The following is a 23,562-nucleotide window of genomic DNA, read 5'->3' on the forward strand; positions in this document are numbered from 1 at the left end:
CCTGGGTACCCAGCAGCACCTGGGCGGCAGCGAATTGCGCGCGTACCGGGCTGCCAACCACCAGGCCCAGGTCGCTGAGCTGTTCGGCAGGCACCTGGGCGCACAGCGTCTGGCCGTTGGGCAGGCCGATGCGCACTTCGCATGGGCCGTCGGCCTCGGTCTGGATGTGTTCGATGTGCCCGAGCAGTGCGTTGAGCGCGGGATCGACGGCTGCGCCGACGGCGCTGAGCTGCAGCCAGCCGGCCTTGATCAGCACCAGCAGCGGCGCGCCCGGCTGCAACTGCAGGTGCGCGGTGCTGCTGCGGGTGATCTGCGCCTGGATCGGCACTTCGCCGGGCAGCTCGATATCGATCATGTCGTTGCCGCCGCGCGGGTGAATCGCCCGCACCCGGCCGCTGAGCTGGTTGCGCGCGCTGGTGCGAAGCATCAGGCGGCCCAGCATCTGCAGGTCGGCGTCATCGTCGGCGGCCTGCAGCACCTCGGCCTGAATCGCCAGCAAGCGCTGATGCAGGTGCAGCAAGCGTTCTCCGCTTGGTGTCAGGCGCGCGCCACCGCCTCCTTTGCCGCCCACGCTGCGAGTCACCAGAGGCTGGTCGGCCAGGTTGTTCAGCTCGTCGATGGCGTCCCAGGCGGCCTTGTAACTCATGCCGGCGGCCTTGGCGGCGCGGGTGATCGAGCCCTGTTCGGCGATCTGTTCGAGCAGGGCGATGCGCTGCGGACGACGGGTGACGTGCTGGGCGAGCAGGGACAGGCTGGACATGGGCTGGGCAGCGGTGGGGAGAGGGTCGGCCACTGTGCGCGACGCGTTCGGGGGCGTCAATGATCGCCGGGTGCCGGCGTGCGCGCCAGGCAATAGACATCCACCCGCGACGCCCCCGCGCGCATCAGCAGGCGCGCCAGCTGCTGGGCCGTGGCGCCGGTGGTCAGCACGTCGTCGACCAACCCCAGGTGCAGGCCGCGTGGCTGCGCGGCGGGGCGCAGCGAGAAAGCGCCGCGCAGGTTGCGGCGGCGGGCGGCGGCGTCGAGCTTCTGTTGGGCAGGCGCGTCAGCGGTGCGTTGCAGCCAGTCGCTGCGCTGGGCGATCTGCAGTGCGCTGCCAATCACCTCGGCGAGCATCTGCGCCTGGTTGAAGCCGCGCTGCCGCTGGCGTTTCGGCGATAGCGGAACGGCAAGCAATAGATCGGGGCGCGGCAGCCCCTCATTGAAGGCGTGGCTCAGGTGGCGCGCGAGCAGGTCGCCGAGCAGGCGACCCATGGGCCAGTGGGCCTGGTGCTTGAAACGATTGATCTGCGCGTCCACCGGGAAAGCATAGCGCCAGGGCGCCTCGACGCGGCTGAAGGAGGGCGGCCGTTTCAGGCAGCTGCCGCAGGTCAGGCCATCCACCGCCAGCGGCAGGGCGCAGACCTGGCAATGCGGGCCAAGCCACGGCAACTCGGCATCGCAGTCCGCGCAGAGTGGTAGGCGCGTATCGATCCGCTCGTCACAGAGCAGGCAGGTCTGTTTTATTTTTAACCAACTGTAAGCCTGTGTGAATAGCGATTGTTGACAGCGCATGAGGCTTCCTTAACTATTTCGCACATCCGTGAAAGAGCCCGCCTCCGACTGAAGCAGGCCGTCTGTTGATAAGGACTTGCCCCCATGAGCGCCAGTACCGCCTCCCCCACGCGTCACGATTGGAGTCTGAACGAAGTTCGGGCGCTGTTTGAACAACCGTTCAATGACCTGCTGTTTCAAGCCCAGACCGTGCACCGCGCACACTTCGACGCCAACCGCGTGCAGATCTCGACGCTGCTGTCGATCAAGACCGGCGCCTGCCCGGAAGACTGCAAGTACTGCCCGCAGTCCGGCCACTACAACACCGGCCTGGACAAGCAGAAGCTGATGGAGGTGCAGAAAGTCCTGGAAGCGGCGGCCGAGGCCAAGGCCATCGGTTCGACTCGCTTCTGCATGGGCGCTGCCTGGAAGCATCCGTCTGCCAAGGACATGCCTTACGTGTTGAAGATGGTCGAAGGCGTAAAGGCTCTGGGTCTCGAAACCTGCATGACCCTGGGCAAGCTCGACAGGGAGCAGACCGCCGCCCTGGCCGAGGCGGGCCTGGATTACTACAACCACAACCTCGATACCTCGCCGGAGTTCTACGGCAGCATCATTACCACCCGCACCTACAGCGAGCGCCTGCAGACCCTGGCCTACGTACGTGACGCGGGCATGAAGATCTGCTCGGGCGGCATTCTCGGCATGGGCGAGTCGCTGGACGACCGCGCCGGCCTGCTGATTCAGCTCGCCAACCTGCCCGAACACCCGGAGTCGGTGCCGATCAACATGCTGGTCAAGGTCGAGGGCACACCGCTGGCCAACGAGGAAGACGTCGACCCATTCGACTTCATCCGCATGCTGGCCGTGGCGCGCATCATGATGCCCAAGTCCCACGTGCGTCTGTCCGCCGGCCGCGAGGCAATGAACGAGCAGATGCAGGCCCTGGCCTTCTTCGCCGGCGCCAACTCGATCTTCTACGGCGAAAAACTGCTGACCACCGCCAACCCCCAGGCCGACAAGGACATGCAGCTGTTCGCCCGGCTCGGCATCCAGCCCGAGGCGCGTGAGGAGCACGCCGACGAAGTGCACCAGGCCGCCATCGAGCAGGCGCTGGTCGAGCAGCGTGACTCGCGGCTGTTCTACGACGCCGCCGTCTGATCCTTTGCAGAGCGCCTGCTCTTTGCCGGTGCGCCGTGATGGTCGCCGGTGAGCGCTGGACGCTCTGCGCTTTACGGTGAACCCATGAGTTTCGATCTTGCCGCTCGCCTGGCCGAGCGCCGCGCTGCCGATCTGTATCGCCAGCGCCCCCTGCTGGGCAGCCCCCAGGGGCCCCTGGTAGAGGTGGATGGCCGCCGATTGCTGGCCTTCTGTTCCAACGATTACCTGGGCCTGGCCAACCACCCCCAGGTGATCGAAGCCTGGCGTGCGGGCGCCCAGCGCTGGGGCGTCGGCGGCGGCGCTTCGCACCTGGTGATCGGCCATAGCACGCCGCACCATGAACTGGAAGAAGCCCTGGCCGATTTCACCGGGCGGCCGCGCGCATTGCTGTTTTCAACGGGTTACATGGCCAATCTGGGCGCGGTCACGGCGCTGGTGGGCAAGGGCGATTCGGTGCTCGAGGATCGCCTCAACCATGCCTCGCTACTGGACGCCGGCCTGCTCAGCGGCGCACGTTTTTCACGCTACCTGCACAACGATGCGCAGAGCCTCGCCAGCCGCCTGGCCAAGGCCGAGGGCAATACCCTGGTGGTCTGCGACGGCGTGTTCAGCATGGATGGCGACGTGGCCGACCTGCCGGCGCTGTGCGCCGAGGCGCGGCGCCACGACGCCTGGGTGATGGTCGATGATGCCCACGGCTTCGGCACTTTGGGCGCCACTGGCGGCGGCGTGGTCGAGCACTTCGGATTGGGCATCGATGAGGTGCCGGTGCTGGTCGGCACCCTTGGCAAGGCATTCGGCACCGCTGGCGCCTTCGTGGCGGGCAGCGATGAACTGATCGACACCCTGGTGCAATTCGCCCGGCCGTACATCTACACCACCAGCCAGCCGCCGGCGCTGGCCTGCGCCACCCTCAAGAGCCTGGAGCTCTTGCGCAGCGAACACTGGCGCCGTGAGCATCTGGCGGCGCTGATCGCGCGCTTTCGCCAAGGCGCCGCCACGCTCGGGCTTACGCTGATGGAGAGCGACACTGCCATCCAGCCGATCCTGATTGGCGATAGCGGCCGTGCCATGGCCTTGTCCCAGGCCTTGCGCGAGCGCGGCATTCTGGTCACCGCGATTCGCCCCCCTACCGTTCCGGCGGGCAGCGCGCGCCTGCGGGTGACCCTGTCCGCGGCCCATGAGCTTGATCAGGTGGATCGACTGCTCGATGCTCTGGCCCAGTGCGCGGCGCAACTGCCAGGGGAATCCGCGTCATGACGGCGTCAATGATTCTGCTGCCCGGCTGGGGGCTGGGCAGCGCGCCGCTCGTGCCACTGGCCGAGGCGCTGGACGAGCATTTTCAAGTGCGCATCGAAGCCTTGCCGGCATTCGAACACGCCGATATCGAACGCTGCTTGGATGTGCTGGACACGCGCATTCCCCGTGGCGTCTGGCTGGGCGGCTGGTCTCTGGGTGGCATGCTCGCCACCCTGCTAGCGGCACGCCGCGGCGCGGATTGCGCAGGCCTGGTGACGCTGGCCAGCAATGCACGGTTCGTCGCCGATGAAGCCTGGCCGATGGCGATGCCGGCGGCGACCTTTACGGCCTTTCGTAACGCCTACGCGCAGAACAGCACGGCGACGCTCAAGCGTTTCGCCATGCTTTGCAGTCAGGGTGCCAGCGATGCCCGAGGGCTATCCCGCCATATACTGGCGCAGGCTACTGGCGTCGACTCGCTCGCCGGGCTGGATCTGCTCGCCACGCTCGATACCCGGGCTGCGCTGCAGCAGTTCGCCGGGCCGCAGTTGCATGTGCTGGCACACGCCGATGCGCTGGTGCCGCAGGCCACTGCGGCTGCCATTCAGGCGTTGCAGCCGGCCGCCGAGGTGCAGGTTTTGACGGGGGCCAGCCACGCCTTCGTGCTGGAGCAGGCCCATGAAGTGGCCGCCATGGTTGGGCGCTTCATGGAGACGCGAAGGTGAGCGCGCGGCCGGATAAACGCCGGGTCGCGGCGTCCTTTTCCCGGGCCGCCGGCAGTTACGACAGCGTGGCGCAACTGCAGCGTGACGTTGGGCGGCAACTGCTGTGGTATCTGCCGCTGTCCGTGCAGCCAGAGCGCTGGCTGGATGTGGGCTGCGGCACCGGTTTTTTCAGCCGCGCGCTGACGGATTGGTATCCGCGCAGCGAAGGCATTGCCGTGGATATCGCCGAGGGCATGCTGCAGCACGCCCGGCAGGCGGGCGGCGCCCAGGCTTTCGTGGCCGGTGACGCCGAGCAGCTGCCGCTGCGCGATGCCAGTTGCGACCTGATCTTCTCCAGCCTGGCGCTGCAATGGTGCGCGGACTTCGCCGCGGTGCTCGGCGAGGCCCATCGCGTGTTGCGGCCGGGCGGTGTACTGGCGTTCAGCAGCCTGTGCGTGGGCACCTTGCAGGAGCTGCGCGACAGCTGGCAGGCGGTGGACGGCTTCGTGCACGTCAACCGCTTTCGTACTGCCGAGGATTACCAGGCGCTGTGTGCGGCCAGCGGCTTTCAGGTGGATCGCCTGCTGGTGCGTGCCCATCGTTTGCACTACGCCGATCTGCGTAGCCTCACCCACGGCCTCAAGGCGCTCGGTGCCCACAATCTCAATGACGGTCGACCAACTGGGCTGACCGGTCGCGCACGGCTGCGTGCGTTGGCCGATGCTTACGAACGGCGGCGCCAGCCCGAGGGCCTGCCGTGCACCTACCAAGTCATCTACGGCGTATTGCAGAAGGAGCCCCGATCATGAACGCTGCCTATTTCGTTACCGGTACCGATACCGAAATCGGCAAGACCACCATCGCTGCCGGGCTGCTGCACGCCGCACGGCGCAATGGGCGGTCGACCGCGGCGGCCAAGCCGGTTGCTTCCGGCTGCCAGCTCACCGCCGAGGGGCTGCGCAACGACGACGCATTGGCGCTGCTTGCGCAATGCACGCTGCCGCTGCGCTATGACGAGGTGAATCCGCTGGCGTTCGCGCCGGCCATCGCGCCGCACCTAGCTGCACGTGACGAAGGCGTGGCGCTCGAAGTACCGGCGTTGCATCGAGCGGTGCGGTCGATCCTGGACAAGGGCGCGGACTTCACCCTGGTCGAGGGCGCCGGTGGCTGGCGCGTGCCACTGGGCGGCATGGCCACTCTGGCCGACCTGGCGCTGGCGTTGAATGCCCCGGTGATTCTGGTGGTCGGCGTGCGGCTGGGCTGCATCAATCACGCGGTGCTGAGCGCCGAAGCGATCATCGGCGATGGTCTGCCGCTGGCTGGCTGGGTGGCCAACGTGGTGGACCCGCAGGTCGCACGCTTGCAGGACAACCTCGATACGCTCGCCGAGCGGCTGCCGGCTCCTTGCATCGGTCAGGTACCGTACCTGTCGTCGGCGTCAGCGGAGCAGGTGGCACGACATCTCGATTTATCGCGTTTGATGCTATGAACGCCGGCTCTTGCAGCATTTTGGCTGTACAGCTTTTGAGCGGCTTCTGCTTAAATGCACGCTATAAAGTTCCTGCAGCAGGAGACGTCCCATGCAGATCTCTTCCACCAGCGCATTCAATGCTGGCATCAATACCATTCAGTCCGGCCAGCGCCGGGTCGACCAGGCCGCCGGTGAGATCGCCAGCGCCCCGGTGACTGCCGAACGTGCCCAGGCCAACGAGCCGTCCGCGGCCCGTGCCGACATCGCCGAGAACATGGTCGAGATGCGTGTCGGTCAGTACGAGGCCCGGGCTGGCGCTCGCGTCGTGCAGACAGCGGACAAGGTGCTGGGCACCTTGATCGACGTCACCGCCTAAATCGCAGCGCTTTTTCGGGTACCTCTAAAAACGCTGACAACGCAGGCAGTTTTTAGAGGTGCCCGGCCGGGGCGCTCGACTCCAGGAGGGACTACGACATGCAAATTGCCGGTTTTTCCTCTGCCTATTCATTCGCCTCGCCGGTTTCGGCAACTGTTCCCCGCCCCATCGAGTCCGCCAGTTCGCCCGATCTGGCCCGTGCTTCGTTCGCACCCGTAGCCGCCGGTGCTGAAACCGATTCCTCCAAAGCGCCGACCTCGCAAGAAGAGCAGGACAAGCCGCAGGACTCTTCGGCAGATGCCGCCGCCACCGGCCAACCAGGTGAGCCACGAACTGCCCAGGAAGAGCAGAAGCTGCAACTGGTGATCAGCGAGCTGGCCAATCGTGACCGAGAAGTGCGCGCCCATGAGCAGGCCCATGCCGCCGTTGGTGGCGTGCATGCCGGTTCGCCCACTTATACCTACACCCAGGGGCCGGACGGCAAGCGCTATGCCTCCGGTGGCGAGGTGAGCATCGATGTCGGCGCAGTCGCCAACGACCCGCAGGCCACCCTGACCAAGATGGAAATCGTCATCCGCGCGGCGCTGGCGCCTGCCGAACCGTCCGCGCAGGATCGCAGCGTCGCCAGCCAGGCCCAGGCGCAAATGGCGGTGGCGCGTGCCGAGTTGGCGGCGATGCAGCGTGGCGAAGGTGAGGCCGAAAAAGCCCCTGCCGACGAAGACGCAGAAAAAAGCGACGACCCGTCGGTCACGTCCGATGACGCCTCGAGCCGGCCAGTGCCTGCCGGCATCAGTCTTTATGCCGCATCCGCGGATGAGCAGAGGCCTTCCGGGTTGCTCGATCTTCGCGCCTGAGCGCGCATGAGTGGCCTTGACAGCAATTGGGCGTAAACGTATGTTTCAAACATGCGTTTGAGAGATTGCCAGGCAATCTTTCCCACGGCCATCCTGCACACGACCGCCCACCGGTCATCCCAAACAAAAGAGACCACCCGCAGAGGTACCCGCTATGCCTGAATACAAGGCCCCCTTGCGCGATATCCGTTTCGTACGTGACGAGCTGCTCGGCTATGACGCGCATTACCAGAGCCTGCCCGGCTGCCAGGACGCCACGCCAGACATGGTCGACGCGATCCTCGAAGAAGGCGCCAAGTTCTGCGAGCAGGTGCTCTCTCCCCTGAACCGCGTGGGCGACACCGAAGGCTGCACCTGGAGCGAATCCGGCGTGAAGACGCCGACCGGCTTCAAGGAAGCCTACAAGCAGTTCGTCGAAGGCGGCTGGCCGAGCCTCGCCCATGACGTCGAACATGGTGGTCAGGGCCTGCCGGAATCCCTGGGCCTGGCGGTCAGCGAAATGGTCGGCACTGCCAACTGGTCGTGGGGCATGTACCCGGGCCTGTCCCACGGTGCGATGAACACCATTTCCGCCCACGGCACCGAAGAGCAGCAGCACACCTACCTGACCAAGCTGGTATCCGGCGAGTGGACCGGCACCATGTGCCTGACCGAGCCGCATTGCGGCACCGACCTGGGCATGCTGCGTACCAAGGCCGAGCCCAAGGCCGATGGTTCCTACAGCATTTCAGGCACCAAGATCTTCATCTCCGCGGGTGAACACGACATGGCCGACAACATCGTCCATATCGTCCTGGCTCGCCTGCCCGATGCGCCGGCCGGCACCAAGGGGATCTCCCTGTTCATCGTGCCCAAGTTCCTGCCCAACGCTGAAGGCGGCGTGGGCGAGCGCAATGGCGTAACCTGCGGCTCCATCGAGCACAAGATGGGTATCCATGGTAACGCCACCTGCGTGATGAACTTCGATTCGGCCACGGGCTTTCTGATCGGCCCGCCGAACAAGGGCCTGAACTGCATGTTCACCTTCATGAACACCGCACGTCTGGGTACCGCGCTACAGGGCCTGGCCCATGCCGAGCTGGGGTTCCAGGGCGCCATCAAGTACGCCCGTGAGCGCCTGCAGATGCGTTCGCTGACCGGCCCGAAAGCCCCGGAAAAAGCCGCCGATCCGATCATCGTGCACCCAGACGTGCGCCGCATGCTGCTGACCATGAAGGCGTTCGCCGAAGGTAACCGGGCGATGGTCTACTTCACCGCCAAGCAGGTGGACATCCTCAAGCACAGCCAGGATGAAGAGCAGAAGAAAACCGCGGATGGCCTGATGGCTTTCCTGACCCCGATCGCCAAGGCGTTCATGACCGAGGTGGGTTTCGAATCCGCGTCCCATGGTATGCAGGTCTATGGCGGCCACGGTTTCATCAGCGAGTGGGGCATGGAGCAGAACCTGCGCGATTGCCGTATCTCGATGATGTACGAAGGCACCACCGGTGTTCAGGCTCTCGACCTGTTGGGCCGCAAGGTGCTGATGACCCAGGGCGAAGCGCTCAAGGGCTTCACCAAGATCGTCCACAAGTTCTGCCAGGCCAACGAGGGCGTTGAGGCGCTCAAGGCGTTCGTCGAGCCGCTGGCCAAGCTCAACAAGGAATGGGGCGAGGTCACCATGAAGATCGGTATGGCCGCCATGAAGGATCGTGAGGAAGTCGGTGCTGCTTCGGTCGACTACCTGATGTATTCCGGTTACGTCTGCCTGGCCTACTTCTGGGCCGACATGGCGCGCGTGGCGGCCGAGAAGATCGCTTCCGGTGAAGGTGACCAGGCGTTCTACAAGGCCAAACTGCAGACTGCGCAGTTCTACTACGCGCGCATCCTGCCGCGCACCCGCACTCACGTAGCGGCCATGCTGGCTGGCGCCAGCAGCCTGATGGACATGAGCGAAGAGGATTTCGCCCTCAGCTACTGATCGCGCGAGTGGTAAACCGAACCGCGGCCCAGTGCCGCGGTTTTTTATGGGGCCAGCGCACGCTCCCGGCAGGCGCGGCGTGCGTCGGCGGCCAATTACAGGCAAAATGCCAGTCTCTTTCTGGTCATGGCGGAGCTGGTCTTGCCGCGTCTCGTCGCGTTGCGCCTGGGGCATTTTCTGCCGGCATTGCTGCTGCTTGGCGGTGGCCTGCTGGCCGCGACATTGCCGACCCTGACCGACTTCTTCACCTCGCTGTTCAACGTGCTGCCTACCTCGCTGCTGTTGCTCGGCGGCACCTTCTGCATGGTCTACGGCCGCCAGCGCGAGCTGTTCATGTTGCTGGTGCTCTACCTGGGTTACTTTCTGCTCGACGAACAGGCCGATTACTACCGTGAGTTCGGCCGGGTGCGCGACGACGCGGCGCTGGTCTTTCACCTCAGCAGCCTGTTGCTGCCCGCACTCTACGGCTTGTTTGCGTTGTGGCGCGAGCGCACCCACCTGATCCAGGATCTGGTCGCCCGGGGCGCCGTGCTGCTGGCCGTCGGCGGGGTAGCCGCAGCGCTCGCGCGGCGTTATCCACACGGATTGGAACAATGGCTGTCGGTGATTCGCTGGCCGTCGCTGCATGCCGAGTGGATGAGCCTGGTGCAACTGGCGTACCCGGTGTTCCTGCTGGTGATCATCGCGTTGCTGGTCCAGTACCTGCGCACGCCCCGTCCCGTGCATGCCGTACAGCTGATGGGTGCGCTGGCGCTCTTCTGGATGCTGCCCAACACCTTCATCCAGCCCCACGCGCTGCAGGTGATGTCCAGCGTGGTAATGCTGATGATCGTCGTCGGCGTAGCCCATGAGGCTTACCAGATGGCGTTTCGCGACGAGCTGACCGGGTTGCCCGGGCGCCGCGCTCTGAACGAGCGCCTGCAGCGCCTGGGGCGCAATTACGTGATCGCCATGGCCGACGTCGATCACTTCAAGAAATTCAATGACACCCACGGTCATGACGTTGGCGACCAGGTGCTGCGCGTGGTGGCCAGCCAGCTGCGCAAGGTGGGCGGCGGCGGCAAGGTGTACCGCTACGGTGGTGAGGAATTCACCCTGGTGTTTCCCGGCAAGGAAATCGAGCAGTGCCTGCCGCACCTGGAGGCTGTACGCCAGGCGGTCGAGCGCTACCAGATCCAGTTACGCGATCGTCAGCAACGTCCGGCTGACGACAAGATCGGACGCCAGCGCAGGGCCGGCTCGGGAGCGTCCCAGGTGTCGGTGACGGTGAGCATCGGCGTGGCCCAGCCCGGCCTTGAGCACCGCAGCGTGGAGGCGGTGCTCAAGGCCGCGGACAAAGCGCTTTATGGCGCCAAGAGCGCCGGGCGCAACTGCGTGAGCAGCCAGGCGCAGCGCCGTCGTGGGGCGGTGAAACTGAAGGCTGACGCCAGCTGACCGATCAGTGGTTGGTCGGTCACGACACGACCCTATGTGTCTGAAAAGTTGTTGGGCTAGACTCGGCTTCTGACCGTGCTACCGAGGACTTCCCATGGCCGACTACAAAGCCCCCCTGCGTGACATGCGCTTCGTGCTCAACGAGGTTTTCCAGGTTTCCAGACTCTGGGCGCAGCTGCCCGCCCTGGCCGAGGTCGTCGACGAGGAAACCGCCAATGCGATCCTCGAGGAGGCGGGCAAGATCACCGCTGGCATGATCGCCCCTTTGAACCGCGGCAGCGACGAAGAGGGCTGCACCTGGGCCAATCATGAAGTGCGCACGCCGGCTGGCTTCCTCGAGGCCTACCAGGCCTACGCCGAGGGCGGCTGGGTTGGCGTGGGTGGTGACCCGCAGTTCGGCGGCATGGGGATGCCCAAGGTGATTTCCGCCCAGGTCGAGGAAATGGTCAATTCGTCCAGCCTGTCCTTCGGTCTCTACCCGATGCTCACCGCCGGTGCCTGCCTGTCTATCAACGCCCATGCCAGCGAAGAACTCAAGCAGTCCTACCTGCCGAACATGTATGCCGGCGTCTGGGCCGGCTCGATGTGCCTGACCGAACCCCATGCCGGCACCGACCTGGGCATCATCCGCACCAAGGCCGAACCCCAGGCCGACGGCAGCTACAAGGTCAGCGGCACCAAGATCTTCATCACCGGTGGTGAGCACGACCTGACCGAGAACATCATCCACCTGGTGCTGGCCAAACTGCCGGATGCACCAGCCGGGCCCAAGGGCATTTCGCTGTTTCTGGTGCCCAAGTTCATGGTCAATGCCGACGGTTCGCTGGGCGAGCGCAACGCGGTTTCCTGCGGCTCGATCGAACACAAGATGGGCATCAAGGCCTCGAGCACCTGCGTGATGAACTTCGATGGCGCCACCGGCTATATCATCGATGCGCCGAATCGCGGCCTGGCAGCGATGTTCACCATGATGAACTACGAGCGCCTGGGCGTCGGCATCCAGGGGCTTTCTACCGGCGAGCGCTCCTACCAGAGTGCCATCGAGTACGCTCGTGAGCGTATCCAGAGCCGCGCGCCGACCGGTGCGGTGGCCAAGGACAAGGCGGCCGATCCGATCATCGTGCACCCGGACGTGCGCCGCATGCTGCTGACCATGAAGGCGTTCAACGAGGGCGGCCGCGCTTTCTCCAGCTACGTGGCCCTGCAGCTCGACACCGCCAAGTACAGCGAAGACGAAGCCACCCGCAAGCGCGCCGAAGAGCTGGTGGCGCTGCTGACCCCCGTGGCCAAGGCCTTCCTTACCGACCTGGGGTTGGAGACCACCATCCACGGCCAGCAGGTGTTCGGTGGTCACGGTTACGTGCGCGAATGGGGCCAGGAGCAGCTGGTTCGCGACTGCCGCATCACGCAGATCTACGAAGGCACCAACGGCATTCAGGCGCTGGATCTGGTCGGCCGCAAGATCGTCGGCAGTGGCGGCGCGTTCTGCCGGCACTTCACCGAAGAGGTGCGGGCCTTCGCCAGCGACGAGGCGCTGGCCGAGGAGTTCAAGGCGCCGCTGCTGGAGGCCGTGGACATTCTGGAGATGCAGACCCAGGCATTGCTCGAGCGGGCGCGGGTCAATCCCAATGAGATCGGTGCCGCTTCAGTGGAGTACCTGCATCTGTTCGGTTACACCGCTTACGCCTACATGTGGGCGAAGATGGCCAAGGTGGCGCAGGGCAAGGAAGGGCAGGATGATTTCTATGCCAGCAAGCTGGGCACCGCACGGTTCTACTTCGCGCGCTTGCTGCCGCGCATCCACTCGCTGAACGCTTCGGTGAGCGCAGGTAGCGACAGCCTTTATCTGCTGTCGGCCGAGCAATTCTGAGGTGCGGGCCGCGTGTAGGCGAATGCTTACACGCAGTTCTGCCTTTGGCCACTATTGGCCTTCGCGCGCCAGGCGTAATCTTCACTTCAAGGACTTAGCGCAGGAAGCGCACTGAACAGACAGGGATACGTGGGACGCTGCCAGGATGGCGCGCTGATCAAGGATGTCAGGTTCAAGTCTGTAAAACCCCGCCTCGGCGGGGTTTTCTTTTTGCGCGACGAAAATTTCCGTGAGTCGCTGCGGCAAGAGCCCGGATGGGCTCTTGCGGTATTGGCGTCAGGCGGTCTTTTCCACCCACGCGGCGAAGGTGTCGATGTACTTCTGCAGAAAGGGCTTGATGCTGTCGTTCAGCTTGCCACTTTCATCGAAGAAGTTACCGGCGCCGCCCAGGTAGGCCTCGGGCTGTTGCAGTACCGGCATGTCAAGAAACACCAGGGCCTGGCGCAGCTGGTGATTGGCGCCGAAGCCACCGATGGCGCCTGGCGAGGCGCTGACCACACCGGCCGGCTTGCCGCTCAGGGCACTCTGCCCATAAGGCCGCGAGGCGACATCCACGGCGTTCTTCATTGGTGCGGGAATCGAGCGATTGTATTCGGGGGTCACGAACAGCGCGGCGTCAGCGGCTTTGAGCGCGTTGCGAAAGGTGGTGTAAGCGGCCGGTGCCGGATCGACGTCGATGTCCTCGTTGTACAGCGGCAGGTCGCCGATTTCGACGATCGACAGTTTCAGGTGCTGCGGCGCGAGGTCGGCAAGTGCCAGAGCCAGCTTGCGGTTGATCGACGCCTTGCGCAAGCTGCCGACCAGTACGGCCACGTTGTACGTTTTGCTCATGGAAACTCTCCTGGAAAGGGTTGGAGCTGTTATAGACAGGGCTAGCACACTATAGACTCCGTTCGACGTTAGGAAAGCTCATGAGCCTGTCTGGCAGGCGATGTGGCGGCGGTGAGCATGCGATTTTTCTGGAACCGGATGTTGCCAGCACCAGTCGATTGTGGGGTAACGCCCGGTTGGGCCCACTAATAGGACTACCATCATGGATCTGATCCGCATTCTGATCGCCATTCTTCTCCCGCCGTTGGGGGTTTTCCTGCAGGTCGGCTTCGCTGGCGCCTTCTGGCTGAACATCCTGCTGACGTTGCTTGGTTACTTTCCGGGCATCATTCATGCCGTGTACATCATCGCCAAGCGCTGACGTTCAGGCGTTTACAAGAACCGCGCACTGCGCGGTTTTTTATTGCCTGCAGAAAATATCTGCCGTGCTGTTGCTGTATGACAACCTTCCTGAGTTGTTCCTTTTTGGCGTGCGTGGTGAGACTTCCGCATCGCCGTATGCAGATGGAAGATTCACGCCTTGGACTGTTTTTCTTCAGCTTTTCCACATTTCATGTGTGGCTTCGAGTGTACGGGTATAGTTTGCTTAAATGGCTGTTTTTATTTGTTTTTTAGTTTTGTTTAGACGCTTTTCAGAGTGGTTGTGATGGCCATTTGATGGGCAGGTAAACCCCATTTTTCTTCTTTACAGCTTCTTGACAGCGTTCGGGATAACGGCAATTATCTGCTCATTCGCTGTATGACAACATACATCGGGCCACTCAAATAATCACAAGATCCAAGGCGCGTTCAATGAAGATCACTCAGGTCAATGTCGAGGTTTTCACCTACCCCACCCGCCGCAGCGTCGATGCGGCCGGCCACGCCCATCCGGGCGAAGAGTCGCTGGCCAAGATGGCCATGCTGCGCGTCGCCACTGAGGACGGTACTGAAGGCTATGCCTTCGGGGCGCCCGAACTGATCCGCCCACACATCATCGACAGCTTCGTGCGCAAGGTGCTGATCGGCCAGAACGCCCTGGACCGCGAGAAGATCTGGCAGGACCTGGCCCATTGGCAGCGCGGCAGTGCCAGTCAGTTGACCGACCGCGCTCTGGCGCTGGTCGAGCAGGCGCTGTGGGACTGGGCCGGTCGCAAGTTCAAGCAGCCGGTGCACAAGCTCATCGGCGGCTATCGCGACAAGGTGCTGGCCTATGGGTCGACCATGTGTGGTGACGACCTGCCGGGCGGCCTGTCGACCCCAGAGGAGTACGGCCGCTTCGCCGAGCAACTGGTTGCCCGTGGCTACAAGGCGATCAAGCTGCACACCTGGATGCCGCCGATCTCCTTCGCGCCAGACCCTAAGATGGACGTGCGCGCCTGCGCCGCGGTGCGCGAGGCGGTCGGCCCGGATATCGCGCTGATGCTCGACGGCTACCACTGGTACAGCCGTACCGACGCGCTGTATATCGGCCGTGAGCTGGAGAAGCTCGACTTCGCCTGGTTCGAAGAGCCGATGATGGAGGAGTCCGCCGAGTCCTATGCGTGGCTGGCGGCCAACCTGGACATCCCGGTACTGGGCCCGGAATCCCTCGGCGGCAAGTACATGAGCCGTGCCAGCTGGGTCGGGCAGGGCGCCTGTGACATTCTGCGCGCCGGTGTGGCCGGGGTCGGCGGTATTGCGCCGTGCCTGAAGGTCGCGCACCTGGCCGAAGCCTACGGCATGCACTGCGAGATCCACGGTAACGGTGCCGCCAACCTGGCGGTGGTCGGTGCGATCAAGAACTGCGACTGGTACGAGCGCGGCCTGCTGCACCCGTTCCTCGAATATGACGACGTGCCGGCCTACCTGAACAGTATCGTCGACCCGATGGACCGCGACGGCTACGTGCACCTGCCGGATCGCCCGGGCCTCGGCGAGGACATCAACTTCGCTTACATCGAGACCAACACCGTCAATCGCTATTGATGCACCTCTGCGCAGCCGTGCGCGGCTGCGCCGTTTCTGAGTCGAATAAATATAAGAAGGCCGTCTCATGATCAAACCACTTCCGCATCTGCTGGCGGGCCTGCTGGCCGCCACCCTGGCACTGGGCACCGCCACCGCGGTGCAGGCCAAGACGCCTGCCGACCAGCTCATCGTCGGCATGAGCATGATCAACCTGTTGTCCCTCGATCCGGCCGCCGCCACTGGCCTGGACGTGTCCGAGGTCAACGCCAACCTGTACGACATGCTGCTGGTGCAGGACGCTTCCGCGCCGGACACCCTGGTGCCGGCCCTGGCCGAGCGCTGGGAAATCAGCGACGACCACAAGACGCTGACCTTCCACTTGCGCAGCGGCGTCAAGTTCCACTCCGGTAACGAGCTGACCGCCCAGGACGTGATCTGGTCGCTGCAGCGCGTGCTCAAGCTCAACCTGGCGCTGGCCTCGACCTGGAAGGCCTACGGCTTCACCGCCGATAACGTCGAACAGCAGATCCGTGCGACCGACGACCACACCGTGGTGATCGAGCTGGCTCGCCCGACCGACCCGATGCTGGTGCTCAATACCCTGGCCACCTCGCCCAGTGCCTTCATCCTCGACAAGAAAGAGGTGCTCAAGCACGACAAGAATGGCGACATGGGCGGCGCCTGGCTGACCACCAACGCAGCGGGCAGCGGGCCGTTCGTGCTCAACGCCTGGCGCGCCAACGACGTGATTCTGATGACCCGTTTCGAGGATTACTGGGGTGGCCCGGCCAAGCTCAAGCGCGTGGTGATGCGCAACATGACCGAGTCGCAGTCGCTGCGCCTGATGGTCGAGCGGGGTGACCTGGACATCGCCCGTGGCATGTCGGCACCGGACATCACCGCACTGAGCAGCTCGGACAAGGTCAAGACCCAGACCGTGCAGCGCGGCACCCTTTACTACGTGGCGCTGAGCACCAAGCAGCCGATGTTCGCCGACGCCCGCGTGCGCAAGGCGGTTCGCTCGCTGATCGACTACCAGGGCATCAACGATGTGGTGATGCCGCACTACGGCACCCTCAACCAGCGCCCGATGCCGCTCGGCCTGCCGGCGCGCCTGGATGATCCGGGCTATCGCCTGAACGTCGAGGAAGCCAAGAAGTTGCTCGCCGAGGCCGGCTACCCGGATGGTTTCCAGACCACCATTCGTGTGCTCGCCGAACCCCCGTTCATCAATATCGCCTCCAGCCTGCAGTCGACCCTGGCCCAGGCCGGCATCAAGGCACGCATCGTCACCGGTACCGGCACCCAGGTGTACGGCTCCATGCGCGAGCGCACCTTCGACATCATCGTCGGCCGCGGCGGCGGCGGTGCCGAGCGGCACCCGCACTCCAGTCTACGCACCCTGGTGTACAACCCGGATAATCGCGACGAAGCCAAACTGAGCAACTTCCAGGGCTGGCGTACCTCGTTCCACAGCCCGGAGCTCAACGCGCTGATCGAGCAGGCCGAAGTGGAACCGGACAAGCAGAAGCAACTGGAGCTGTATCACCAGTTTCAGAATCTCTACGACGAGCAGGTTGGCGCCATCATGCCGATCTCGCAGATGACCGACACGGTGGTGATCTACCACGATGTGGTCGGCTACGTCGGTCACAGCGCGGCGACCACGCGCTACAAGGATGTGCACAAGGATCGTTGAGCCGCCGGGCGGCTCAGGCCGCCCGATGCGACACGGACACGAATTCGCTGCGATCAATCGGGAGCTCTTCATGTTTGCTTCGACTGCGTCTTTCTTCGGCACGCGGATGGGCGGCACCTCACGCCGTTTCGGTGCGGTGCTGATGACCCTGCTGGGCCTCTTGGCCATGACCTTCTTCATCGGCCGCGTGATGCCTCTGGACCCGGTGCTGGCGGTGGTCGGCCCGGATGCCGATAGCTCCACCTATGACCAGGTCTATCAGGCCATGGGCCTCGACCGACCACTGCTGGTGCAGTTCGGCTATTACCTGCGCGACCTGGCCCAGGGCAATTTCGGCAACGCGCTGCTCACCGGCCATCCGGTGATCGAGGACATCGCCCGGGTGTTCCCGGCGACCATCGAGCTGGCCACCCTGGCGATCATCTTCGGCGTGGTGATCGGCCTACCGCTGGGCGTGTTCGCCGCTGCCAACCAGGGGCGCATCGGCGATCACCTGGCCCGCGTGGTCACCCTGTTCGGTTACTCCACGCCGATCTTCTGGCTGGGCATGATGGGCCTTCTGGTGTTCTACGCCTGGCTCGGATGGGCCGGCGGGGCAGGGCGCATCGACCTGGCGTACGACGGCATGGTGCCGTCGGTAACCGGCATGCTGCTGATCGACAGCGCCATCGCCGGCGACTGGGAAGCCTTCTCCAGCGCGCTCAAGCACATCCTCCTGCCGGCACTGATCCTGGGCCTCAACTCGGTGGCCTACATCAGCCGCATGACGCGCAGCTTCATGCTCGAGCAGCTTTCCCAGGAATACATCCTCACCGCCCGGGTCAAGGGCCTGTCGCGGCGCAAGGTGATCTGGGGCCATGCCTTCCGCAACATTCTCGTGCAGTTGCTCACCGTGGTGGCGCTTGCCTACGGCTCGCTACTCGAAGGCGCGGTGCTGATCGAGACGGTGTTCGCCTGGCCCGGCTTCGGCCAGTACCTGACCAGCAGCCTGCTGCTCGGCGACATGAATGCGGTGATGGGCTGCGTGCTGGTGATCGGCTTCATCTTCGTCGGCCTCAACCTGCTCAGCGATGCCCTGTACAAGGTGTTCGATCCGCGCACCCGCTGACCTGATACCCACCAATCGATTGCAGCCCTTCAATAATTACAAAATAGGGATATCCGCATGAAATCGTTTCGCTCCACCGTGCTGAGCGCGGTATTCGGTGCGCTGCTGTGCGCCGCTCCACTGCTGAACGCCCAGGCCAAGACGCCAGGTGATCAACTGATCGTCGGCATGAGCATGGCCAACCTGTTCTCCATCGACCCGGCCAACGCACCGGGGCTGGATGCCTCGGGCATCAATGCCAACCTGTACGACACGCTGATCCTGCGCAAGGACGGCAGCCCCGACGAGCACGTGCCGCAACTGGCCGAGCGCTGGGACGTCAGCGAGGACGGTCGCCAACTGACCTTCCACCTGCGCAGCGACGCGCGTTTCCATTCCGGCAACCCGGTCACCGCCGAAGACGTGGCCTGGTCGCTGTATCGCGTGCTCAAGCTCAACTACGGCCTGGCCACCACCTGGAAGGCCTACGGCTACACGCTGGACAACATTCAGCAGTTGATCCGCGCCAGCGACGAATTGACCCTGGTCATCGACCTGCCGCAGCCGACCGACCCGCTGCTGATGATCGACACCCTGGCCACCTCGCCAAGCGCCGTGGTGCTGGATCGCAAGACCGTGCTCGAGCACGAGAAGAACGGCGACCTCGGCGCCGCCTGGCTGGTGACCAACGAAGCCGGCAGCGGCCCGTTCACCCTCAGCGCCTGGCGCGCCAACGACACCCTGGTGATGACCGCATTCGCCGATTACTGGGGCGGCGCCAGCAAGCTCAAACGCGTGCTGATCCGTCATATCACCGAGTCGCAGTCGCTGCGCCTGATGCTCGAGCGCGGTGACCTGGACATGGGCTACGGCATGGCCGCCTCCGACGTCCAGGCGCTGGCTGCCAAGGGCCAGATGCAGATCCAGACCCTGCCGCGCGGCACTATGTATTACGTGGCGATGAGCATGAAGTCGGCGCCGTTCGATGACATTCGTGTGCGCAAGGCCGTGCGCTCGCTGATCGACTACCAGGGCCTGGACAAGGTGGTGATGCCTTATTACGGCAAGCTCAACCAGCAGCCGATGCAGCTGGGTTTGGAGGCGCGCCTGCCGGATCCTGGCTACACACTGGACGTCGAGGCCGCCAAGAAACTGCTGGCCGAGGCCGGCCACCCGCAGGGCTTCAAGACCACCATCCGCACCCTGGCCGAGCCGCCGTTCGTGAATATCGCCGCCAGCCTGCAGTCGACCCTGGCCCAGGCCGGCATCCAGGCGAGCATCATCACCGGCACCGGCAACCAGGTGTACGGCGCCATGCGTGCGCGCAACTTCGAGATCATCGTGGCCCGCGGCGCCGAGCGTTATCCGCATCCGTATTTCAGCCTGCGCACCTTCGTCTACAACCCGGACAACCGCGATGATGCCGGCATCGCCAACTTCCAGGGCTGGCGCGCGGCCTTCCAGGACGCCGAACTCAACGGCCTGATCGACAAGCTCGGGGTGGAGCGTGACGAAGCCGCCAAGCTGAGCATGTACCACCGCGTGCAGCAGCGTTACGACGAGCTGGCGGGGCCGATCATGATGATCTCGCAGATGACCGATCCGGTGGTCAGCTCGGCCGACGTCAAGGGATTCCAGGGCGCCGATGCCGAGGCGACGCGTTACCTGGGTGTGTACAAGCAGCGTTGAGCGATCGGGCGCAGCACTGCGCCCGGTACCGAGCGAATCGAGTAACGGAGGCATACGATGATTGCCAACATCTCTTCATCTTCATCCCTGAAACGGGCGAACGGCCAGGCGCCGGTCTCCGCGTTCCAGGCGTTCCGTCTGAGCAGCGTGCGGGTCATGCAGCATCTGCTGCGCAACCCCATGACGCTGATGGGCTCCGCCGTGGTGGCGCTGCTGGTGCTGGTGGCGGCCTTCGCGCCGTTGATCGCCACCCACGACCCCATCGTGCAGAACCTCGGCAACGCCCTGCAGGCACCGAGCGCGGCGCACTGGTTCGGCACCGACGAGTTCGGCCGCGACGTATTCAGCCGGCTGGTCTACGGCTCGCGCATCACCCTGTACATCATTGCCCTGGTGACCATCATCGTTGGTCCTATCGGCCTGTTGATCGGCACCGTTTCCGGCTACTTCGGCGGCTTCGTCGACGCGCTTTTCATGCGCATCACCGACATCTTCATTTCGTTCCCCAGCCTGGTGCTGGCGCTGGCCTTCATCGCCGCCCTGGGCCCAGGCCTGGAGCACGCGGTGATTGCCATCGCGCTGACCTCCTGGCCACCGATCGCCCGTCTGGCCCGGGCGGAAACCCTGTCGCTACGCAACGCCGACTTCGTGGTCGCCGTGCAGCTGCAGGGCGCCTCGTCGCCGCGCATCATCCTGCGTCACATCATGCCCATGTGCCTGTCGTCAGTGATCATCCGCCTGACCATGAACATGGCCAGCATCATTCTCACCGCCGCTGCCCTGGGCTTTCTCGGCCTGGGCGCCCAGGCGCCGCTGCCGGAATGGGGCGCGATGATTTCCACCGGGCGTCGTTACATGCTCGAGTGTTGGTGGCTGGTAGCCGTTCCGGGGGCAACCATCATGCTGGTCAGCCTGGCGTTCAACCTGTTGGGTGACGGTCTGCGCGACGTCCTCGACCCGCGCAGCAATTAAGGAGGCAGCATGTCTGCGATCAAACTCGACGTGCAGGATCTCTGCGTGCGCTTCACCAGTGGCCGCAAGGAGGTCGATGCGGTGCGCAACGTCTCCTTCAGCCTGGGCCGCGAGAAGCTGGCCATCGTCGGCGAATCCGGCTCGGGCAAATCCACCGTGGGCCGCAGCCTGCTGCGTCTGCACCCGGCCAGTGCGCGGATCACCGCCAAGGCCATGACCCTGGGCGACGTCGACCTGCTGACCGCCAGCGAGAAACAGGTGCAGGCGATTCGTGGCAAGCGCATCTCGATGATCATGCAGGATCCCAAGTACTCGCTGAACCCGGTGGTACGCGTCGGCGAGCAGATCGCCGAGGCCTACCTGGCGCACCACCGCGCCAGCAAGGCCGACGCCCGCGAGCGGGTGCTGGACATGCTCGACAAGGTGCACATCCGTGATCCGCAACGGGTGTACGGACTCTACCCGCATGAGGTGTCGGGCGGCATGGCGCAGCGCATCATGATCGCCATGATGGTGATCACCGACCCCGACATCATCGTCGCCGACGAGCCGACCTCGGCACTCGACGTCTCGGTGCGTCGCCAGGTGCTCAGCGTGCTCGACGAGCTGGTCAGCCAGCGCGACCTGGGGCTGATCCTGATCAGCCACGACCTCAACATGGTGCGCAGTTTCTGCGACCGCGTGCTGGTGATGTACGCCGGCCGTGTGGTCGAGGCACTGGACGCCGCCGAGCTGGACAACGCCAGGCATCCCTACACCCAGGGCCTGCTGGCCGCATTGCCGAGCATCGATCGCCCCCGTCCGCGTCTGCCCAACCTGCAGCGCGATCCCCTCTGGCTGACTCATTGAGGAACCCCCCATGGCCATGATCGAAGTGGATTCACTCAGCCTCAGTTTCGGTGACAGCGCGGCGCGCAGTCAGGTGCTCTACGACGTTGCCCTGCGCGTCGAGGAGGGCGAGTCGTTCGGCCTGGTCGGCGAGTCCGGCTCGGGCAAGACCACGGTGCTGCGCTGCCTGGCCGGGCAGTACCGGCATTGGGAAGGGCAGTTGAGCATCGCCGGGCGCGGTTTGCGCCACAAGCTCGACCTGGCGCATTTCCGTCAGGTGCAGATGGTCTTCCAGGACCCCTACGGCTCGCTGCACCCGCGGCATACCATCGACTCGGCGCTCAGCGAACCACTCGCCGTGCATGGCATCGGCAACCGCGGCGATCGGGTCACCGCGATCCTCAACAAGGTCGGCCTGAATGACAGCTTCCGCTATCGCTACCCGCATCAGTTGTCCGGTGGGCAGCGCCAGCGCGTGGCCATCGCCCGCGCCTTGATTCTCGAGCCGCGCGTGCTGCTGCTCGACGAGCCGACCTCGGCGCTGGACGTGTCGGTGCAGGCGGAGATTCTCAACCTGCTCTCCGACCTGCGCGAGCAGGAAGGCCTGACCTACCTGATGGTCACCCATGACCTGGGCGTGGTCGCCCATCTCTGTGACCGCGTGGCGGTCATGCAGCACGGGCGCATCGTCGAAACCCTCGACACCGCGCTGCTGGCGCAGAACCGCGCCGCGCATGCCTACACCAAGTTGCTGGTCGATGCCAGCCGCGACATCGGTGCCGTCGCACCCCCCTGATGGCCTGACGGCGCCTCGGCTGCCAAGCGGCGGCTGAGGCGACCCACGCGTTAGCGCGAACTCCCTGCTGACTTTTCGACACGGGCCTCGAGGCCCGCGGCACGGGCTCGCCTGCGCGTTACCCACCCCGTGATTCCAGACATGCGGACACAGCGCTGCAGGGCGGCGCTTTGCCCGAAACCAGGCAACACGAAATTCAACCCATAGAAAACAATAAGAAGGTCACCACGATGAACAAGAAAACACTCACGCTGCGTCTGCTCGCCTGCCTGCTTTCCAGCGCCGCCGTCGGTAGCGCCTGGGCCGACAGCGCCTCGATCAACTACCGCCACCAGTATCTGGACGACGACCGCATGCACGCCGACCGGGTCAAGCTGTCCTATCGCATGGACAATGGCTGGGGCTTCGAGGGCGAGCTCAAGTACCGCACCGCCGGTGATCGCAAGGACATCGCCTTCGACAACACGGTGTCGAGCGGCCACGAGCTGACCACCAGCTATCAGTACAAGCCCAATGCGGTATCGACCTGGCAGCCGGCCATTCAGCTGGACAGCAACGAGAACGGCACCACCTACAAGTTCGGCGTGCGCTATACCCACAGGCTGAGCGACCAGTTCTACGTCGCCGCCCGCTACCGCTTCGACGCCCTGAAACTGAACCGCGACCGCATCGACGAGGAGGTGCCGGACCGCGGCTCCGACAACCGCAACACCCAGCGTTACGAGGGCTGGTTGGGCTACACGCCAGCGGGCAGGCTGTCGTACGAGTACCAGTACATCCACTTCAAGACCGACTACATCCGCTACGACAACAAGAAGAGCGACTACGAGCAGAATCTGGTCGTGAAGTACAAATGGGACAAATCCTGGGCGCCGTTCTTCGAGATTGGCGATATCAAGGTCAGTGCGACCGATGACGACCGTCAACTGCGCTGGCGCATCGGGGTGCAGTACAACTTCATGTAAAACCTGTTCGAAGTGTTCAAGTTTGGGATCGTCGATTTTGGCAGCTGAGTGGCGGGAGCGGCTGTTCGCCGATCCACTGTAGGTGCGGGCCTCGGGATGGATAGGGGCGCGCAGACGAAGCGTCAGCTACGCACCCTGAACCACCCTAAGAACTTGGCCCGTTT

Annotated in this window: 22 protein-coding genes; 19 read left to right on the top strand and 3 right to left on the bottom strand. The window is 64.3% G+C overall.

The features are described from left to right. Positions 1 to 760, bottom strand: a 760-nt coding sequence (locus BVH01_RS02560; protein WP_139317764.1) for a TOBE domain-containing protein, incomplete at its 3' end; no start/stop codon positions are given. 56 nt (positions 761 to 816) lie between these two features. Next, positions 817 to 1,554, bottom strand: a complete 738-nt coding sequence (locus tag BVH01_RS02565; RefSeq protein WP_075928821.1) for a ComF family protein — start codon at positions 1,552 to 1,554, stop codon at positions 817 to 819. Positions 1,555 to 1,638: 84 nt separating this feature from the next. On the opposite strand from BVH01_RS02565, the gene bioB reads away from it, so the two are divergent. The 10 genes from bioB (at position 1,639) to BVH01_RS02615 (ending at position 12,602) form a co-directional block, all read left to right on the top strand. Beyond that, positions 1,639 to 2,694 (top strand): biotin synthase BioB, encoded by a 1,056-nt coding sequence (bioB, locus tag BVH01_RS02570; RefSeq protein WP_075928822.1) that lies wholly within the window; start codon positions 1,639 to 1,641, stop codon positions 2,692 to 2,694. Positions 2,695 to 2,778: 84 nt separating this feature from the next. Continuing rightward, positions 2,779 to 3,954, top strand: coding sequence for an 8-amino-7-oxononanoate synthase (bioF, locus tag BVH01_RS02575; protein WP_075928823.1), 1,176 nt, complete (start codon positions 2,779 to 2,781; stop codon positions 3,952 to 3,954). Then, positions 3,951 to 4,658 carry an alpha/beta fold hydrolase gene (locus BVH01_RS02580; RefSeq protein ID WP_075928824.1) on the top strand — a complete coding sequence of 236 codons (708 nt, stop codon included), beginning with the start codon at positions 3,951 to 3,953 and terminating at the stop codon, positions 4,656 to 4,658. Before bioF ends, BVH01_RS02580 begins: the two co-directional genes overlap by 4 nt. Then, positions 4,655 to 5,446: a malonyl-ACP O-methyltransferase BioC gene (gene bioC / locus BVH01_RS02585; protein ID WP_075928825.1), complete on the top strand. Its 792-nt coding sequence runs from the start codon at positions 4,655 to 4,657 to the stop codon at positions 5,444 to 5,446. The genes BVH01_RS02580 and bioC overlap by 4 nt, the downstream gene beginning before the upstream one ends. Continuing rightward, entirely contained in the window at positions 5,443 to 6,126 is a 684-nt protein-coding gene (gene bioD / locus BVH01_RS02590) for a dethiobiotin synthase (RefSeq protein ID WP_075928826.1), read from the top strand. The genes bioC and bioD overlap by 4 nt, the downstream gene beginning before the upstream one ends. 91 nt (positions 6,127 to 6,217) lie before the next feature. Then, positions 6,218 to 6,484 carry a hypothetical protein gene (locus BVH01_RS02595; protein WP_075928827.1) on the top strand — a complete coding sequence of 89 codons (267 nt, stop codon included), beginning with the start codon at positions 6,218 to 6,220 and terminating at the stop codon, positions 6,482 to 6,484. Positions 6,485 to 6,582: 98 nt separating this feature from the next. Beyond that, a complete protein-coding gene (locus tag BVH01_RS02600; RefSeq protein WP_075928828.1) occupies positions 6,583 to 7,338 on the top strand; it encodes a putative metalloprotease CJM1_0395 family protein in 756 nt (251 codons plus the stop codon). A 154-nt stretch (positions 7,339 to 7,492) separates the two neighbouring features. Next, positions 7,493 to 9,298, top strand: a complete 1,806-nt coding sequence (locus BVH01_RS02605) for a phenylacyl-CoA dehydrogenase (RefSeq protein WP_075928829.1) — start codon at positions 7,493 to 7,495, stop codon at positions 9,296 to 9,298. A gap of 141 nt (positions 9,299 to 9,439) precedes the next feature. Then, entirely contained in the window at positions 9,440 to 10,732 is a 1,293-nt protein-coding gene (locus BVH01_RS02610) for a diguanylate cyclase (RefSeq protein ID WP_075929130.1), read from the top strand. Between the two features lie 94 nt (positions 10,733 to 10,826). Next, the gene (locus tag BVH01_RS02615; RefSeq protein ID WP_075928830.1) at positions 10,827 to 12,602 is read left to right on the top strand and encodes an acyl-CoA dehydrogenase C-terminal domain-containing protein; all 1,776 of its coding nucleotides are present in this window, start codon (positions 10,827 to 10,829) and stop codon (positions 12,600 to 12,602) included. A 276-nt stretch (positions 12,603 to 12,878) separates the two neighbouring features. On the opposite strand, the gene BVH01_RS02620 is transcribed toward BVH01_RS02615, so the two are convergent. Then, positions 12,879 to 13,433: an NADPH-dependent FMN reductase gene (locus tag BVH01_RS02620; RefSeq protein ID WP_075928831.1), complete on the bottom strand. Its 555-nt coding sequence runs from the start codon at positions 13,431 to 13,433 to the stop codon at positions 12,879 to 12,881. 202 nt (positions 13,434 to 13,635) lie between these two features. On the opposite strand from BVH01_RS02620, the gene BVH01_RS02625 reads away from it, so the two are divergent. The 9 genes from BVH01_RS02625 (at position 13,636) to BVH01_RS02665 (ending at position 23,398) form a co-directional block, all read left to right on the top strand. Further along, positions 13,636 to 13,794 carry a YqaE/Pmp3 family membrane protein gene (locus BVH01_RS02625; protein ID WP_070884503.1) on the top strand — a complete coding sequence of 53 codons (159 nt, stop codon included), beginning with the start codon at positions 13,636 to 13,638 and terminating at the stop codon, positions 13,792 to 13,794. A gap of 431 nt (positions 13,795 to 14,225) precedes the next feature. Beyond that, positions 14,226 to 15,380: a mandelate racemase family protein gene (locus BVH01_RS02630; protein WP_075928832.1), complete on the top strand. Its 1,155-nt coding sequence runs from the start codon at positions 14,226 to 14,228 to the stop codon at positions 15,378 to 15,380. Positions 15,381 to 15,447: 67 nt separating this feature from the next. Next, entirely contained in the window at positions 15,448 to 17,061 is a 1,614-nt protein-coding gene (locus BVH01_RS02635; protein ID WP_075928833.1) for an ABC transporter substrate-binding protein, read from the top strand. 70 nt (positions 17,062 to 17,131) lie between these two features. Next, positions 17,132 to 18,169 carry an ABC transporter permease gene (locus tag BVH01_RS02640; RefSeq protein ID WP_027903101.1) on the top strand — a complete coding sequence of 346 codons (1,038 nt, stop codon included), beginning with the start codon at positions 17,132 to 17,134 and terminating at the stop codon, positions 18,167 to 18,169. A 57-nt stretch (positions 18,170 to 18,226) separates the two neighbouring features. Further along, positions 18,227 to 19,837: an ABC transporter substrate-binding protein gene (locus BVH01_RS02645; protein ID WP_075928834.1), complete on the top strand. Its 1,611-nt coding sequence runs from the start codon at positions 18,227 to 18,229 to the stop codon at positions 19,835 to 19,837. 57 nt (positions 19,838 to 19,894) lie between these two features. Beyond that, positions 19,895 to 20,809, top strand: a complete 915-nt coding sequence (locus BVH01_RS02650) for an ABC transporter permease (RefSeq protein WP_075928835.1) — start codon at positions 19,895 to 19,897, stop codon at positions 20,807 to 20,809. A gap of 9 nt (positions 20,810 to 20,818) precedes the next feature. Then, positions 20,819 to 21,658 carry an ABC transporter ATP-binding protein gene (locus BVH01_RS02655; protein ID WP_075928836.1) on the top strand — a complete coding sequence of 280 codons (840 nt, stop codon included), beginning with the start codon at positions 20,819 to 20,821 and terminating at the stop codon, positions 21,656 to 21,658. 10 nt (positions 21,659 to 21,668) lie between these two features. After that, positions 21,669 to 22,433 (top strand): ABC transporter ATP-binding protein, encoded by a 765-nt coding sequence (locus BVH01_RS02660; RefSeq protein WP_075928837.1) that lies wholly within the window; start codon positions 21,669 to 21,671, stop codon positions 22,431 to 22,433. A 230-nt stretch (positions 22,434 to 22,663) separates the two neighbouring features. Continuing rightward, positions 22,664 to 23,398: an oligogalacturonate-specific porin KdgM family protein gene (locus BVH01_RS02665; protein ID WP_083659410.1), complete on the top strand. Its 735-nt coding sequence runs from the start codon at positions 22,664 to 22,666 to the stop codon at positions 23,396 to 23,398. The last annotated feature ends 164 nt before the right edge of the window (positions 23,399 to 23,562 follow it).

The organism is Pseudomonas sp. PA1(2017) (genome assembly GCF_001945375.1).
Lineage (GTDB): Bacteria > Pseudomonadota > Gammaproteobacteria > Pseudomonadales > Pseudomonadaceae > Aquipseudomonas.

Coding starts and splice junctions, on each gene's coding strand:
- BVH01_RS02565 (WP_075928821.1), bottom strand. CDS start 1,554: ATGCGCTGTCAACAATCGCTATTCACACAGGCTTACAGTTGGTTAAAA.
- bioB (WP_075928822.1), top strand. CDS start 1,639: ATGAGCGCCAGTACCGCCTCCCCCACGCGTCACGATTGGAGTCTGAAC.
- bioF (WP_075928823.1), top strand. CDS start 2,779: ATGAGTTTCGATCTTGCCGCTCGCCTGGCCGAGCGCCGCGCTGCCGAT.
- BVH01_RS02580 (WP_075928824.1), top strand. CDS start 3,951: ATGACGGCGTCAATGATTCTGCTGCCCGGCTGGGGGCTGGGCAGCGCG.
- bioD (WP_075928826.1), top strand. CDS start 5,443: ATGAACGCTGCCTATTTCGTTACCGGTACCGATACCGAAATCGGCAAG.
- BVH01_RS02595 (WP_075928827.1), top strand. CDS start 6,218: ATGCAGATCTCTTCCACCAGCGCATTCAATGCTGGCATCAATACCATT.
- BVH01_RS02600 (WP_075928828.1), top strand. CDS start 6,583: ATGCAAATTGCCGGTTTTTCCTCTGCCTATTCATTCGCCTCGCCGGTT.
- BVH01_RS02605 (WP_075928829.1), top strand. CDS start 7,493: ATGCCTGAATACAAGGCCCCCTTGCGCGATATCCGTTTCGTACGTGAC.
- BVH01_RS02615 (WP_075928830.1), top strand. CDS start 10,827: ATGGCCGACTACAAAGCCCCCCTGCGTGACATGCGCTTCGTGCTCAAC.
- BVH01_RS02620 (WP_075928831.1), bottom strand. CDS start 13,433: ATGAGCAAAACGTACAACGTGGCCGTACTGGTCGGCAGCTTGCGCAAG.
- BVH01_RS02625 (WP_070884503.1), top strand. CDS start 13,636: ATGGATCTGATCCGCATTCTGATCGCCATTCTTCTCCCGCCGTTGGGG.
- BVH01_RS02630 (WP_075928832.1), top strand. CDS start 14,226: ATGAAGATCACTCAGGTCAATGTCGAGGTTTTCACCTACCCCACCCGC.
- BVH01_RS02635 (WP_075928833.1), top strand. CDS start 15,448: ATGATCAAACCACTTCCGCATCTGCTGGCGGGCCTGCTGGCCGCCACC.
- BVH01_RS02640 (WP_027903101.1), top strand. CDS start 17,132: ATGTTTGCTTCGACTGCGTCTTTCTTCGGCACGCGGATGGGCGGCACC.
- BVH01_RS02645 (WP_075928834.1), top strand. CDS start 18,227: ATGAAATCGTTTCGCTCCACCGTGCTGAGCGCGGTATTCGGTGCGCTG.
- BVH01_RS02650 (WP_075928835.1), top strand. CDS start 19,895: ATGATTGCCAACATCTCTTCATCTTCATCCCTGAAACGGGCGAACGGC.
- BVH01_RS02655 (WP_075928836.1), top strand. CDS start 20,819: ATGTCTGCGATCAAACTCGACGTGCAGGATCTCTGCGTGCGCTTCACC.
- BVH01_RS02660 (WP_075928837.1), top strand. CDS start 21,669: ATGGCCATGATCGAAGTGGATTCACTCAGCCTCAGTTTCGGTGACAGC.
- BVH01_RS02665 (WP_083659410.1), top strand. CDS start 22,664: ATGAACAAGAAAACACTCACGCTGCGTCTGCTCGCCTGCCTGCTTTCC.